A 15,782-nucleotide genomic window follows, 5' to 3' on the forward strand; every position below is an offset into this window, starting at 1 on the left:
AAGTAGTGTAGCAGCTTTTCCTTGTCCATCAAAAAGTAAAAAGACAGCCATTTAGGCTGTCTTTTTTTCTTAACATCTATTCAAACTTAAATACTTTGAAGTATCTTCTGTAGCTTAGCGGTAGGATTTTGTGCTTGGGTAATAGAGCGTCCAATGACTAGATAATCAGAACCCTCCATCAAAGCTTGACTCGGCGTACAGATACGTTTTTGATCATCTGCGCTGTCCTCAGCGAGTCGGATGCCAGGCGTGACCAGCTTAAAGTCTTTACCACATAAAGCCTTAAGCACTTTTGCTTCTTGGGCAGAACACACCACACCATCTAGACCAGCTTGCTTGGTCAATTGTGCTAGGCGGCTGACTTGCGCATCTAAACCGTCTGTGATGCCCGTTTGCATCAATGCTTGATTGTCCATAGAAGTCAGCACAGTGACGGCAATCAACAAGGTCTCAAAATTACCGTCTAACAAGCGTTGTTTGGCCAATGACATCGCCTCTAAGCCCGCGCTTGCATGGACATTAACCATCCATACGCCAAGCTCAGCTGCCGCCAATACTGCTTGAGCCGTGGTATTGGGAATATCGTGGAACTTTAAGTCCAAGAACACCTCAAAGTCACGCTGATGCAATGCCTTGACGATATCAGGGCCACAACGAGTAAATAGCTCTTTACCCACTTTTAATCGACATAACGTTGGGTCTAATTGATCAGCTAGCGCCAAGGATGCATCCAAAGTCATGTTATCTAAAGCAACGATGACTGGAGAGTTAGTTATATTATTCATGGTTTTGCCATATATCAGAGTTATCAAAGCATTGTATTTTTAAAATTAGCCGCGCCGCCATTATCAAGCCGCTTAGTCTCGCTTATGCTTAATCAAAGTAGAACCTTCATCTATATTAACTGCTGTATCTTGAGTCTGGGTCGCCGCTGTCCCGTAGACCGCATCTTCTACTGTTGGTGCATTTGCTTGACGATCAATAACGACATTGGCTTGGGTCAATTGCTCTTGCAAATGATTGTTGGCCTTGTTAAGGCGTGAGATTTCCCACTTATTTTGTAAGACGCGGAAAATAAGCAATGCTAGCAAAATACCGATAATTATACCGAGTATTAAACAGAGTATCAGCAGCAGCCCCAAATTCATCGTCGGTGCTTGTGAGAACAGCAAGTTTACGCCAACCTCAGTATTATTTGCCAATACCAAGCCAAGCGAATAAGCAAAGCTTAAAAACAGTAATACAAACAGTAAAAAGCGCATGAAAGATACCTCGGTTTTGAATGGAGCTAACAGTTTAAAGATAGCATTCTAGAGTGCATCATCAATTAACACATCTATGACCAATACTAATTATTTGCTACTTTATCATTTACGGCTTCACGTAGTGCTTTACCCGGCTTAAAATGCGGAATAGCTTTGGCAGGTACGGGCACGCTTTCCCCTGTTTTTGGGTTGCGCCCCATACGAGCGCGGCGATGATGTAGACAAAAACTACCAAACCCACGAACCTCTACCCGACCATCATTGGCTAAAGTATGGGTCATCAAATTTAATATTTCACGTACTGCATCATCTACAACTGTGTCAGTTATATTTTCACAATTCGCACTCAAATTACTAATAAATTCGGATTTGTTAATCGCTTGCTGCATTATGACGCTTGCCCTGTTGATTAATGGATAAAATGACGGTGAGTCAAAATCTGGTTTTTACGATGACTATTTATAGCATTATACTGAATTAACTTAGAAACATCTAAAGTCACAACTGCTTCTATAAGCCGATATTATTTATATAAAACTAAATCCGACTGATATATTGTTACTCAATGTTGCAAATGATAGCGGATATTAGGATAAATGGAAATAAGAGTTTGTCTGTTTGAGCAAAAACTTCCATTACTAACCACGTTATACAAATTTAATCATAAAAAAAAGCGACCGGAGTCGCTTTTTTTACATTACTTTTATATCAATAGCTTAGCAACTTACTGCATTTGTTCTTTGATCAAGTCACCAATTGTTTTTGGCTGTGCATCAGTTCCTGGAGCAGCAGTCGTGCTAGTGCTACCAAGATCTTTAATCGCTTGACGCTCTTCAGCTTCGTCTTTCGCTTTGATAGACAAGTTGATGTTGCGTGTTTTACGATCAACACTGATGATTTTAGCTTCAACATCATCACCAACCGTTAGATGCTTAGTCGCATCTTCAACGCGGTCACGTTGAATCTCAGAGGCACGTAGATAAGCTTCTACTTCGTCAGCAAGTTCGATAGTAGCGCCTTTAGCGTCTACTTCTTTCACTTTACCATTAACGATAGCACCGCGGTCATTGTTGACTAGGTATTCGTTGAATGGATCAGAGCTTAACTGCTTAACGCCTAGGCTGATACGGTTAGCTTCTGCATCTACAGACAATACCATTGCTTCAACGGTGTCGCCTTTATTGTAGTTACGGATAGCATCTTCGCCAGTTTCGTTCCAAGAGATATCAGATAGATGAACCAGACCATCAATACCACCGTCTAGACCGATAAAGATACCGAAGTCAGTGATTGATTTGATCGTACCAGTGATTTTATCACCGCGCTCATGTTTCTTATCAAACTCATCCCATGGATTGGCTAGAGTCTGTTTGATACCTAGGCTGATACGACGACGTTCTTCATCGATATCAAGAATCATTACTTCAACTTCATCGCCCACTTGAACTACTTTTGATGGGTGGATGTTTTTGTTGGTATGATCCATTTCTGACACGTGCACTAGACCTTCGATGCCTTCAGAAATCTCAGCAAAACAACCATAATCAGTTAGGTTAGTAACGCGTGCTTTAACAACGCTACCCACTGGGTATGTGCCGCCAACGTTATCCCAAGGATCAGTACCAAGTTGTTTTAGACCTAGGCTAACGCGATTGCGCTCACGGTCAAACTTCAATACTTTAACTTTTAGGTCTTGACCAACTTCAACCACCTCAGATGGGTGCTTGATACGGCGCCATGCCATGTCAGTGATGTGCAATAGACCATCGATACCACCTAGGTCAACGAATGCACCGTAATCAGTAAGGTTCTTAACGATACCTTCTATCTCGATACCTTCTTCAAGCTTGTTCAATAGCTCTTCGCGCTCAGCTGAGTTTTCAGCTTCCATAACTGCACGACGGCTAACCACAACGTTGTTGCGTTTTTGATCAAGTTTGATGACTTTGAATTCTAGCTCTTTGCCTTCAAGATGCGTGGTATCACGGATAGGACGTACATCTACCAATGAACCTGGCAAAAACGCGCGTACTGAACCGATATCTACGGTAAAGCCGCCTTTAACTTTGCTAGAAATAATACCTTTAACGATCTCATCATTGTCAGAGATTTTCTCAAGGAAATTCCAAGTCTCAACGCGTTTGGCTTTTTCGCGTGACAGTAAGGTTTGACCCATACCGTTATCAACCGCTTCAACCACAACATCGACACTATCGCCAACTTCAACTTCAAGTTCGCCTTCTTCGCTTAAAAACTCTTCACGAGCGACGATACCTTCAGACTTAAGACCAGTATCTACTGTAATCCAATCACTATCGATGGCTACAACAGTACCTGTGATAACCGAGCCACGCTCGATATCAAGACCTGTTTCTTCGATGCTCGCTTCAAATAGTTCAGCAAATGATTCCATTATGTCTACCTTTGTATAGCCGTATCCTGTCCAGCACAGTACGGATCAAATTTATGACTATATAAAACGGAATACTGGTTTTATATCCTACATAGTCATATAAAAAAACGTTTGTTGCTAATAAGCGCATTGTTCATAAACACAATGTTTATAGAGCTCATTAGCAACAACTGTCTTGTGTTATTAAAACGATAACGTTGTTCTAATCACTGCTTATCCGACATCCTATAATTTTATACTAAAATCAAAGATATAGGAAACTATTTAGTGCTCAATATGTTGTTTCTATTAGCTATTAAAGCAGACACCCTGATTCTGGCAGTGTTTTTTTATCTGCTCATAAACCGCATTTGCATCTAGCATTGAGCTATCCAATACTAAGGCATCGTCTGCTGGCTTTGACGGTGCTGTCGTACGATTTTCATCACGATCATCACGGGCTTTAATCGTCGTTAATATTGCCTCAAAATCTGCTACTTGTCCCGCTTCCATTAGCTGTGTGACACGGCGCTTGGCACGTGCTTCCGCGCTGGCAGTCAAAAACACTTTAACGTCAGCATCTGGGAACACCACCGTACCCATATCACGACCATCAGCCACTAGGCCTGAACGAGTTGCCATGTCTTGTTGTAGCGTTAGCAAGGCATTACGAACCTTTGGATAGACAGCCACTTGTGAGGCGTAACCACCAATCGTTTCGTTACGTACTTGCTCACCCACTGCTTCGCCATTCACGATGATATCGACACGGCCTGACTCATTGTTAGGCACAAAAGCAATATCTAAGCTTTGTGTCAACTGCAATACAGCCATCTCATCAATCGCTTTGCTAGCATCGGCAGTAATCAATCCTGCTTCAAATGCCTTTAGACCAACGATGCGATATAAAGCGCCTGAATCTAACAGCTGATAACCCAGTGCTTGTGCCAGACGCCAAGTTACCGTGCCTTTGCCTGCGCCACTTGGACCGTCAATACAAATAACAGGATAACGCACTGGCTGCGCTTGGCTATTATCATTAGTAGGTGTAGAGACGGTCATAGGACTCACTTATCACTTAATAGTAGGCACTGCTTATATGGCTGCTTTTATACTAAAAAGCATATTAGATAGAATGCTACTTATGCAACAGTAACAACCCAATATTTACTTAATTATCAACTGCTTGTTAGACTACTAACTTATTAGCAATCAAATAGGGCGATATTATAGCAAAAAAACCACGCTATCACTAGCCACAAGACTGATATCTTGTTGAATGTCTGTTTTAGGGTCTGCTGAACATTCAAATGTGGAACTGGCAGTGGCTATTTTTTAGACAATACGCAGTGAAATTTTTGACGCCTAGTCATTCTAGGTTAGACAATTTCGCCATGTATTGGCAAAAAATAGCCCTGCCCTGAAAGGCTGATGCTAAAATCACCCCAAACGTTGTTGTAAACCTAGCTAAGGTCTCGACATTATCGTCGGTTTACGCCTAGTTTGGGAAGATTTTAGCGATCAGCAGTCCTAATATTTTATATGTTTAACAGACCCTAATTGTTAATGACAGTGTTTTTACTTTTTTTGGCTGCGCGGCGACGTTCACGAAAAAAATGCTTTAGCATCTGACTACTATGCTCACGGCATAAACCTTCATCAACTTGAATACTATGATTATAAAAAGGCTGCATGGCTAAGTTCATTTGACTACCAACCATGCCCGCTCGAGGTTCGCTCGCCGCATAGACCAGTCTATCCACACGGCCATGAATGAGTGCGCCAACACACATCGTACAGGGCTCTAAAGTCACGTACAAAGTTGTCTGTAGCGGCAGGCGGTAGTTTTTTAAACGCGCGCACGCATCCCTTAGTGCAACTATCTCAGCATGAGCAGTCGCGTCATGGCGTCCAATTGGCTCATTGAATCCTTGCCCGATGATCTGCTGATTGTGTACCAACACTGCGCCTACTGGCACTTCTCCGAGTGCAGCCCCTTGTTTAGCCAGTAGCAATGCTTTTTGCATCCATTTAACGTCTTGCAGCGACCAAAATGTACTGCTTGCAAGTGGCATTTCTACTTCAATAGCGGCCAATTGGCTAGGTATTAACGGATGAGATTGTAAATTTATCATTAGATTATTTTTTATCTATTGTGGTAATTGCCAGTCAATTGGTGTTTGTCCATACTGTACCAAGTAATCATTGGTTTTAGAAAACGGCTTGGAACCAAAAAACCCACCACGATTGGCAGCCAGCGGTGAAGGATGCACAGCCGTTAAGATTAAATGTTTTTCAGTATCGATATACTTGCCTTTTTTCTGCGCTTTACTGCCCCACAATATAAATATCGTGTGCTCCGTTTGTTCATTGACCACATCAATCACGGCATCGGTAAACTGCTCCCAACCTTTATTTTGATGACTATTCGGCTCACCTTCTCGCACCGTTAATGAGCTGTTCAAGAGTAAAACTCCTTGTTGCGCCCAATACGTTAAATCACCATGGGCTGAGTAACTGGTACCGATATCATTGGCCATTTCTTTGAGTAAGTTATTAAGTGACGGCGGCTTGGGAATCGCTTTGGGCACAGAAAAAGATAGCCCCATTGCCTGACCTGGACGATGATAAGGGTCTTGTCCCAAGATAACGACTTTAACCTTCGATAAAGGGGTTAGGTTAAAGGCATTGAACATCAGCGGTGCAGGTGGATAAACACTCTCATCTGATTGGTACGCTTCCTTTAAAAAAGCTCGTAGGTTATCCATATTGTCAGAGGTCAATTCATCTGCTAGTGCCGTTTTCCAGTCTGCTGGTAAACGTACATTGTCTAAAATCGCTTGCTTTTGCTCTGGGGTCTTCGTCGGCTGTTCGTCAAACAGTGCCATGGTACATCCTTATTATATTTGTTATGAATAATTACTTCGTAACTATAGTTAAAATATCCTAGAAACGCGACGGTATTGCTGATATTAATTTTTTGTAGCCTCTGTCTGCGCAAGCACAGCAAGCAAGAAAAATTGGTATCAGCAGTGCGTGATGGTTTGATATTACTTTTCACTGACTATAGCGTAGTTTAAAAGTTGATGGTAACAAAAAATGATGTGAGGTTTGTTGATAAATTATAGCAATAAAAAAACAGCTACCACAGCAATATGGTAGCCGTTTTTATAAAGCTAATGTAAAACCGTTTAGCTGGCCAATGATTCAGAGTCTGAGCGCGGCTCATGGGTCTCAACGACTGTTAAGATAATCCGACTATTCGCTGAACCTTTATCCGATAGCTTATCAAGTTTCATAGTAGCACCATCTTGCTCATCGCCCGCTTCAGGCTCTAAGGTAAGATGAACAACCCCACCGTTAACCAAATCTCCAAACAAAATCATACTTGCCAATGGTTTTTTGATTTCGTCTTGAATCAGACGCTGCATCGGACGCGCACCCATCAAACGGTCATATCCTTTTACAGCCAAGTAATCACGTACTTCATCATCAATCTCTAGCGTGACTTGCTTATCATCAAGCTGTACTTGTAGCTCGACCAAGAATTTATCGACCACTGATACCACCACTGATGTATCTAGTGAATTGAACTGAATGGTGGCATCTAAGCGGTTGCGGAATTCAGGGGTAAAGACACGTTTGAGCGATTCTGTATTATCACGGCTATGATCTTGCTGAGTAAAGCCCATCGAAGAGCGGCTAATACTATCAGCACCCACGTTGGTGGTCATAATGACAATCACTTGCTTAAAGATAGCGACACGACCGTTATTATCCGTCAACGTACCATGATCCATCACTTGTAATAACAAGTTGAACACATCAGGATGCGCTTTTTCAATCTCATCAAGCAATAAGACACAATGCGGATGCTGATTGATTTTTTCAGTAAGCAGTCCACCTTGATCAAAACCGACATAGCCAGGAGGCGCACCAATCAGACGTGATGCGGTATGGGCTTCCATATATTCTGACATATCGAAGCGCACCAATTCTACGCCTAATAATTTTGCCAACTGACGCGATACTTCTGTCTTACCAACCCCTGTCGGACCGGCAAACATAAATGAACCAATTGGCTTGTCTGGTGCTTTTAGACCCGCACGAGACAATTTAATGGCATCTGCCAAGGTCTCAATCGCTTCGTCTTGACCAAATACTAAATGCTTAAGATCACGATCTAAATGCTCAAGAATACTCTTATCATCGCTTGATACCGACTTGGGCGGAATACGCGCAAGCTTGGCCACGATAGCTTCAATGTCTGCCACATCGATTTTCATCGGTGGTTTTTTCTTGGCCTTCGCCGCTTTTGACTCATCAGATGATTTAGCACGATCATTGGCTTTTGCAGTATTGGCTTCATCCTGCATTTCATTATCGTCGTCATCACCGGTTACGTCATTATGAATATCGCTCTCAAGACCTTCAACATCGGCATCAATTTGCGCATCAAAATCTTGCTCCAAATCAGCAATGAAGCTTTCTTCTGCCTCGATATCATCGGTATCCGGAATCACGCCTAAACGCTTATAAGCACCAGCTTCATCGATAACATCAATTGCCTTATCAGGTAAAAAGCGCTCGTGAATATGCTTGGCCGATAACTGTACAGCAGTGACCAATGCTTCATCTGTATATTCAACGTTATGAAACTCTTCGTAACGCGGTTTGAGGCCCCGTAAAATATCGATACTGTCATCGACACTTGGCTCTTTCACATCGATTTTTTGAAAACGACGCGAGAGTGCATGGTCTTTTTCAAACACTTGACGATACTCAGTGAAGGTCGTTGAACCAATACAACGCAATTCACCGTTGGCAAGCGCCGGTTTGATTAGATTAGACACATCCATGTTGCTACTCATTGAAGAGCCGGCACCAATAATCATGTGAATCTCATCGATAAACAAGATGGCATTAGGCTTTTTCTTCATTGCATCAAGGAGCGATTTCATACGTTTTTCAAAATCACCACGGTACTTAGTACCGGCGATGAGCGAACCAATATCTAAGCTATAAATCACACAGCCGTTAAGCGGCTTTGGTGCTTTATCATTGATGATTAACCATGCCAAACCTTCAGCGATAGACGTTTTACCAACCCCTGGCTCACCAACCAACAATGGGTTATTTTTGCGGCGACGACAGAGTACTTGAGCAGCACGCTCAATCTCAGAAGTACGTCCAATTAATGGATCGGTTTTACCTTCTGCCGCACGCTGGTTTAAGTTAGTAGCGAACTCAACCAACGGATCTTTGCTGGTTTTTTCAGAAGCACTACGACGTTCTCCAGTCGTAGAAGCACGAGGCTCTGATGGCTCATCTTTATCTTGACCATGTGATAAATACTGGGTCAGCTCAAGACGACTGATGCCTTGTTTTTTGAGTAAATAAACAGCGTAAGTATCGTGCTCGGAAAACATAGATACCAAGATATCTGAGCCTTCGACCAAACGACCACCACCAATAGACTGCACATGAAAAATAGCACGTTGCAGGATGCGATCAAAGCTTTGGGTTGGCTGTGGTGACTGCTCCGTTTCTGCATCTACCGTTGGCGTATGCTTATTGATATAAGCCTCGAGCTCGGTACGTAGCGTTGAAACATTTGCATTGCACGCCGTTAATGTGTTGGCAGCATGCGTGTTCTCTAACAGTGCCAACAATAAATGTTCAACAGTGAGATACTCATGCGATTTTTGGCGCGCAAGTGTCATTGCTAAACGCAAAGAAACTTCAAGATGACGACTTAACATAAGGACTTCCTACGGTTGTACCTATCTTATAAATTGATAGCTTTATGAATGAGTTAGGTAGTAAATCAGGGCGATAGATGTATTGTTCAAGGGCAATGTTAGTATTATTAAGAGACACGACCAAACGATGATTGAAGTGTACCGTGTATCATTTAGTGAGTGTTTCGACCTATCTAGCAATGATTGTGATAATTCATATTCGCTTTTCTTTATCTCAACATGATACTCAAACATAGTCAATCTATTAACGCATACTAAAATGTATCTAAGCATACTTTGTGAGGGGATGTTGGAGACGAGAAAGTCAGAAAATAACGAATTACACAAATGAGAAGTTGAGAATAAAAAAGATCTTATAAAAATAAGGGCGTAAATAATCAGGGTATTAGGAACATAGCGAAATGCTAAAAAACTGAGCGCAAGACATCCATTTATCACACGACGTTATGTTTAGTATATAAGGCTATTTGAGATAAAAATCAAGATCAAAGCAGAAAGAAGACTGATTACCTAGGAGAGGTATGAGGGCTGATTTGCGGTGAAGTAATAGTAGCATTGCCTAGTAAAAAGGCTTTTAAAAAATATTACGGGTATATAAGCTTAGAAGTGGCAGCATTAAATAGCTAATTAAATAATATCAAACAAGGTGAAAAGCTGCGAAAAAATAAAACCGTTGTGGCGGCTATTCACCCTGATGTGGTTCAATTTGAGTCAATAAAGGATAGCCTTCGCGATGAGCCAAACTGTTTACCTTTTTGGCTTTGGTTTCAGCGATATCTTTGGGATAGATACCAGCAATACCTTTACTGCTGTTGTGAATCGTCAACATCACTTCAACGGCAGAATCAACACTGTGGCGAAATTCCGACTGTAAAACATAGACAACAAACTCCATCGGCGTGTAATTGTCATTATACATCACGACCGCATACATCGGCGGCTTCGCCACTTCTGGCTCGGCCACGAGCACGTCTGCTTGCGGCGACGTCTCATCCTCTGGCGCACTGTCTTGAGCATGCTGTGCAGGTATGTTGGGAAAATGCCAATCGAAAACGGTTGGCCTAGCTTGTAGAGTCATAGGTTTTATCATAATAAAAATATAATTATAAGGTAAATTCTAAATAAAAAGGAGGTTATACAGAGAGGCTATTTGGTGCGTAATTAGTATGTAACAAAGCACCTTTGCTTCCACTTAGCTGCTATCAGTAGCCATTATGTTTAACTAGCTTTGGCTCATACCACTAAATTTCAAGTGCTTATTAAAATTTGAGTAATAATCAAGGTTGAATAGGACTTTCATCGACTTCTGGCAAGTCTAAAAGGGAGAGCGGCATATTGTCGACCCTATCGCCAAGCCTCCAATCATACAACTGTTCTTTTTGTTGCCCACCAGCTCTTAAAGTCAGTTTAGCCTGTAAAGGCTTAAATCCTGATGGCATCATAAAGCGACCACGAATACGTACAATACCTTTGATCGAATAACTGGCAGGATCTAGTGGTACTTCCACAAAGTCATCATTATCAATTAATGTCAAAATTGGTGTTAAACGTTTGGCAGTGCCATCTTTACTCAGCATACCGACATCAAAACCATACTCGAAAGCGTTCTCAGGTAACGGCTTAATATTAGCGCCAATTATCTGTAGTGGCATGCCACCATTATCACTAATCACCTCAGTATAAAGTTCATTAAGCTGGGTAACTTGTTTGTTTTCAATGGTTAATTCTTTTTGTGTGACGCGTAACTCTTCTAAATTTGTCAAACTTATCGCCAGCTCTTGCTTGGCAGTGGCGGCTTCACTCGTGGCAATCTTATTGCTAACACGTAGATCTTTCAGCTCTTTAGTTGCCTCAGTGCTGTTGATAATCGCTTGTTTGGTCTCAGTTTGCATCGCATGAAAGCCGCGCTGATAGCCAAGCTTGTGACCAAATACCAATCCAACGATAGCTGTCGCTAATATGGCCACGACAAAAAGCGCCAGTACCAGTGTCGAAGCACCTGTTTGGCTCGCACTGAGACTGTTCCGACTATCGATAGTGCCATTACTGACTTGTAAAGAATGTCGGCTACGCTCCAATTTATATGAAATAGCGTCTTGGCACGATAGACGTGCTGGCTGTGAGCAAAAGCGTAGTACAATCTTAACACGCATTTAGACAGTATCTCTTAACAGTAAGGGCAGGTTATTATAGCGGAATTTATAATCAATACCTAGCACCATCAATATGAACGATGTGACAATAAAAAAATGAGGTAACTTAATAGGTTATGTTTGATCCCTCGACCATGGCAGTGCTTATTTGTGAGCGTTCAACACGCCTCAATATTAAGGAACAATAGGCGCGAAATTCAATCCCAGTGATTCATCAAGACCAAACATCACATTCATATTTTGTACCGCCTGCCCTGCCGCGCCTTTTACTAAGTTATCTTGTACCACGATAACCGTCAGTTCAGCACGGTCATTGTCTTGATGTACCGCAATCCGCAGACGGTTGCTGGCACGTACACTACGCGTATCAGGATAAATGCCCTTTGGCATGACATCAATAAACATCTCTGAAGCATAGCACTCTTCAAATACTTGCTGCCAATCAATAGCCGCACCTTCCTCAGTCATCTCCATATGGATAGAACTTAACATGCCACGAATCATTGGCACTAAATGCGGTAAAAAGCGAATGCGATGGCTAAACTGACTGTCTAATAATTGCGCAACTCCTTGCTCAATCTCTGGCAGATGGCGATGACCTGCAACGCTATAAGTTTTAAAATTGTCTGTCGTTTCCGCATAATTAAGCGCCAAACTTGCCTGACGTCCCGCCCCTGAAACACCAGATTTGGCATCAATAACGATACGTGCGTCGATCAAGCGTGCTGCTTGCTTGTTTTGCGCGTCAATAATGGGTTTTAGTCCCAAAATAGCCGTGGTTGGATAACAGCCAGGGTTCCCTACTACTAAGGCGTTTGCAAGCTTGTGGCGATTGACTTCAGGTAGGCCATAAACAGCGGTCTTCAATAACTCAGGGCATGCATGCGACTGTTGGTACCAATGCTCAAACTCCGTCAATGACTGGAGACGAAAATCAGCTGCCAGATCGATGACTCGCACGCCTGCTTGAGTCAATGCTTCCGCTTGCTTCATCGCGACACCGTGTGGCGTGGCAAAAAATACCACATCACATTTTTGCAACGTTGCAAGTGTATCATCACCCAAGTCACTAAAAACGATGTCTGAGATACCGCGTAAGCTTGGGAATATCTCATCAGCACGTGTACCAGCTTCGCTACGTGACGTTAGCAAATCAATAGAAACTTCAGGATGAGCGGATAGTAAGCGAATCAGCTCAATACCTGTATACCCTGTGCCACCGACGATTGCTGCTGAAATCATAAGATATCCCCTTTTACTCAATAATGTAATTGCTAGGCTATAGCTAACACTGGATTTTAACTTTATAAGTCAAATTTATCATAGCATTTAAATACCCCAGTGGCTAAATAGCAGAGTAGTTAAATAAAACGGTGATTAAATAAAACAGTAATTAAATAAAACAGTGGCTAGATTTTATAATCATGCACGGCATCGATAAATACTTTGGCATTATCAGGGTTGACCCACTGCGTAATACCATGACCTAAATTCGCTACGTAGCCGGTTTTTTCGCCGTTAGCATAGGCATCATCAAGCATTAATTTTACTTCTGAGCGGATGGTTTCAGGAGAACCATACAAGGTTGCTGGGTCCAGATTACCTTGAAGCGCTTTGCTAGCTTGTAGTTTTTTATGCTGCTTAGTCAATTGACGCTGACTCTCAGTCAACGCCTGACGCGCACGATCAAGCGGCATCGTCCAATCTAGACCTAAGGCATCCGCTTCACTATCTGCTTGAATATCTAGCCATAGTCCGCCACCCTTGGTAAATAGTACCACTGGTATATCAGGGTGACGCACTTTTAGCTCAGCGACGATGCGCTTATTATAAGCATGTGAAAAATCGATAAACTGACGATGACCAAGCGCGCCGCCCCAGCTATCAAAAATCTGTAGTACCTGAGCACCAGCGACGACTTGCGCATCTAAATAGTCAATAACAGACGTAGCAAGCTTATCTAATAATTGATGCAAAAAAGCAGGATTGCTATATAAAAAGCCTTTGGTATAACGATAATCCTTTGAGCTACCGCCTTCAATCATATAAGTCGCTAGTGTCCACGGGCTACCAGAAAAGCCAAATAAAGGTACTTGGCCATTAAGCGCTTTGCGAATACTTGTCACCGCACGCATGACATAATCAAGAGAATCATTCACATCAAGCACAGGCAATCTATCTAAATCTGCTTGCGTACGAATAGGGTGTTTAAACTTCGGCCCTTCTCCAGCTTCAAAATACAAACCCAATCCCATAGCATCAGGAATGGTCAGAATATCACTGAATAAAATAGCGGCGTCCAAATCATAACGACGTAAGGGCTGCAAAGTGACTTCAGTTGCGCGGTCAGTATCTCGGCACAAGCTCATAAAATCACCTGCTTCAGCGCGGGTGGCTTTGTACTCTGGTAAATAACGACCTGCTTGACGCATCATCCACACTGGGGTGGTGTCTATCGTCTCAAAACGAAATGCGCGTAGCAATCTGTCGTTTTTTAAAGGGGCAAATTCTTGCTGAAGCGAGTTGCTATGGTCTGAAGCACTCATGTACAAATCTCCAAAGCAGCACGGTATTCATTGTTACTATTTTCAATGAATACTGTGCTGGATAAAATAAGTTGAATATAGAGGATATAAAACGCGTTGCACGTTGGATAATTAAGCTTTCATTCAAAGAAACGTTTTAGTCAACGCTGTCTTTCAATCCAAAAACGTCTCGTATCATTAAGTAATACTGGTTCTTAGATTTTTGAGTGCTCGTTACTTCTAAATACTGATAAATACCTAAATAAATACTGATAAATGCCTACATGTTGACAATTTTTAAACGTTGATAAGTCATGCTATGACGTATATAAGCTATCAACCGACACATCTCTATGACTCATCAGCACCTGCAAACAGGCCATATCCAAATTATATAGTTGGTTCAATATAATTTGGATATAAGAAAGTGGAGCGAAAGTGCTATAAAAAGTGCTGTAAATAGTAGACTAAGCGAGACTGACAGCGTATCCAATTTATATAGGGTTGACTATACCGTCAATGCTAAGTTGTCACGATGTACCATAACCACACGCTCTTCATTACTACCGAAAATTTTATCAAAGCTTTCGGTACGCTCACGAGCCACACGTCGCGCATCATGCGATGAAAAATTCACTTGCCCGACGGCTATACGTTCGTTTGTATCTTGATGAATAATCTCTACCACATCGCCTTCATCAAAACCGCCGCGCACTTCTACGACCCCAACTGGCAGCAAGCTTCTATTGTGTTCAGTCAACGCTTTAGCTGCACCAGCATCGACAATCAAGCTGCCTGACATGCGCAGATGCGCTGCAAGCCATTGTTTGCGAGCAATGATTTTGTCTTCTTCGTTGGTAGTCAGTAATGTACCCACTGCCTCACCTGAAACGACACGAGTGATAACATCATCAATAGCACCGCTCACGATAACGGTTGGACACCCACCCATCGCTGCAAGACGACCAGCACGGATTTTGGTCAACATACCACCGCGTCCGAGCTTGCCACCATCCCCTGCGATATCAAACAAATAATCAGCCATCGCCCGCTCTTGACGAATCATTCTGGCATCAGGGTTGTCACGTGGGTTATCAGTAAACACACCGTCTTGATCGGTTAGGATAATATACAAGTCAGCATTGACCATCGCTGCTGCCATTGCACCTAACGTGTCATTATCACCAAATTTGATCTCATCAATAGTGATGGTATCGTTTTCATTAATGACAGGTAGTACGCGCCATTCTAGTAATTGCGTCAGCGCACCCGTCGTATTGAGGTAACGGCTACGGTTGGACAAATCATCATGAGTCAATAGTAGCTGCGAGCTTTGAATACCATGTTGGATCAATGCTGACCACCACGTTTCAATCAGACCCATCTGACCAATAGAAGCGCAGGCCTGTAGTGCAGCTAGTTTCTTAGGGCGCTCCTCAAGGTTCATACGTACCACACCTTCAGCAACGGCACCTGACGATACCAGTAGCACCTCCACACCTTTTTTGTGCAACTTAGCAATCTGTTTTGCCCACTCATATATGGCAGTACGATCTAGCCCTCGACCGTTATTGGTTAATAACGATGAACCAATCTTGACAATAACGCGCTGAATATCAAAGTTGCGAGTTTGCTTAATAAACCTTGCCTCTTCGGTCGTGTTTTCTATGTCACCTGCCATATAA

13 protein-coding genes are annotated in these 15,782 nt (G+C 42.5%); all 13 read right to left on the bottom strand.

The genetic code is table 11. The annotated features are described in order from the left end of the window. Nucleotides 1–86: 86 nt before the first annotated feature. The 13 genes from pyrF to proB all read right to left on the bottom strand — a co-directional run bounded on the left by pyrF (nucleotide 87) and on the right by proB (nucleotide 15,778). A complete protein-coding gene (gene pyrF, locus J5X94_RS03285; RefSeq protein ID WP_210540088.1) occupies nucleotides 87–785 on the bottom strand; it encodes an orotidine-5'-phosphate decarboxylase in 699 nt (232 codons plus the stop codon). Between the two features lie 72 nt (nucleotides 786–857). Continuing rightward, nucleotides 858–1,262 carry a lipopolysaccharide assembly protein LapA domain-containing protein gene (locus J5X94_RS03290; protein ID WP_194619017.1) on the bottom strand — a complete coding sequence of 135 codons (405 nt, stop codon included), beginning with the start codon at nucleotides 1,260–1,262 and terminating at the stop codon, nucleotides 858–860. An 86-nt stretch (nucleotides 1,263–1,348) separates the two neighbouring features. Beyond that, nucleotides 1,349–1,654 carry an integration host factor subunit beta gene (locus J5X94_RS03295; RefSeq protein ID WP_010200120.1) on the bottom strand — a complete coding sequence of 102 codons (306 nt, stop codon included), beginning with the start codon at nucleotides 1,652–1,654 and terminating at the stop codon, nucleotides 1,349–1,351. A gap of 335 nt (nucleotides 1,655–1,989) precedes the next feature. Then, nucleotides 1,990–3,678 (bottom strand): 30S ribosomal protein S1, encoded by a 1,689-nt coding sequence (gene rpsA, locus J5X94_RS03300; RefSeq protein ID WP_189580689.1) that lies wholly within the window; start codon nucleotides 3,676–3,678, stop codon nucleotides 1,990–1,992. Between the two features lie 288 nt (nucleotides 3,679–3,966). Then, the gene (gene cmk, locus J5X94_RS03305; protein ID WP_210540090.1) at nucleotides 3,967–4,719 is read right to left on the bottom strand and encodes a (d)CMP kinase; all 753 of its coding nucleotides are present in this window, start codon (nucleotides 4,717–4,719) and stop codon (nucleotides 3,967–3,969) included. A gap of 494 nt (nucleotides 4,720–5,213) precedes the next feature. Continuing rightward, complete coding sequence (gene tadA / locus J5X94_RS03310; protein WP_416346160.1) at nucleotides 5,214–5,792, bottom strand: tRNA adenosine(34) deaminase TadA; 579 nt, start codon at nucleotides 5,790–5,792, stop codon at nucleotides 5,214–5,216. A 15-nt stretch (nucleotides 5,793–5,807) separates the two neighbouring features. Then, entirely contained in the window at nucleotides 5,808–6,545 is a 738-nt protein-coding gene (locus J5X94_RS03315) for a uracil-DNA glycosylase (protein WP_210540091.1), read from the bottom strand. Nucleotides 6,546–6,848: 303 nt separating this feature from the next. Continuing rightward, nucleotides 6,849–9,419, bottom strand: a complete 2,571-nt coding sequence (locus J5X94_RS03320; protein ID WP_210540093.1) for an AAA family ATPase — start codon at nucleotides 9,417–9,419, stop codon at nucleotides 6,849–6,851. Nucleotides 9,420–10,101: 682 nt separating this feature from the next. After that, the gene (locus J5X94_RS03325; RefSeq protein ID WP_210540095.1) at nucleotides 10,102–10,497 is read right to left on the bottom strand and encodes an ATP-dependent Clp protease adaptor ClpS; all 396 of its coding nucleotides are present in this window, start codon (nucleotides 10,495–10,497) and stop codon (nucleotides 10,102–10,104) included. A 199-nt stretch (nucleotides 10,498–10,696) separates the two neighbouring features. Then, nucleotides 10,697–11,572, bottom strand: a complete 876-nt coding sequence (locus tag J5X94_RS03330) for a hypothetical protein (RefSeq protein WP_210540098.1) — start codon at nucleotides 11,570–11,572, stop codon at nucleotides 10,697–10,699. Nucleotides 11,573–11,746: 174 nt separating this feature from the next. Continuing rightward, nucleotides 11,747–12,814: an N-acetyl-gamma-glutamyl-phosphate reductase gene (argC, locus tag J5X94_RS03335; protein ID WP_210540099.1), complete on the bottom strand. Its 1,068-nt coding sequence runs from the start codon at nucleotides 12,812–12,814 to the stop codon at nucleotides 11,747–11,749. Nucleotides 12,815–12,981: 167 nt separating this feature from the next. Beyond that, nucleotides 12,982–14,118 carry a uroporphyrinogen decarboxylase gene (hemE, locus tag J5X94_RS03340; protein WP_201590947.1) on the bottom strand — a complete coding sequence of 379 codons (1,137 nt, stop codon included), beginning with the start codon at nucleotides 14,116–14,118 and terminating at the stop codon, nucleotides 12,982–12,984. A 487-nt stretch (nucleotides 14,119–14,605) separates the two neighbouring features. Continuing rightward, entirely contained in the window at nucleotides 14,606–15,778 is a 1,173-nt protein-coding gene (proB, locus tag J5X94_RS03345) for a glutamate 5-kinase (protein ID WP_210540101.1), read from the bottom strand. Between the last annotated feature and the right edge of the window lie 4 nt (nucleotides 15,779–15,782).

This window comes from Psychrobacter sp. K31L, assembly GCF_017942195.1.
GTDB classification, from domain to species: Bacteria; Pseudomonadota; Gammaproteobacteria; order Pseudomonadales; family Moraxellaceae; genus Psychrobacter; species Psychrobacter glaciei.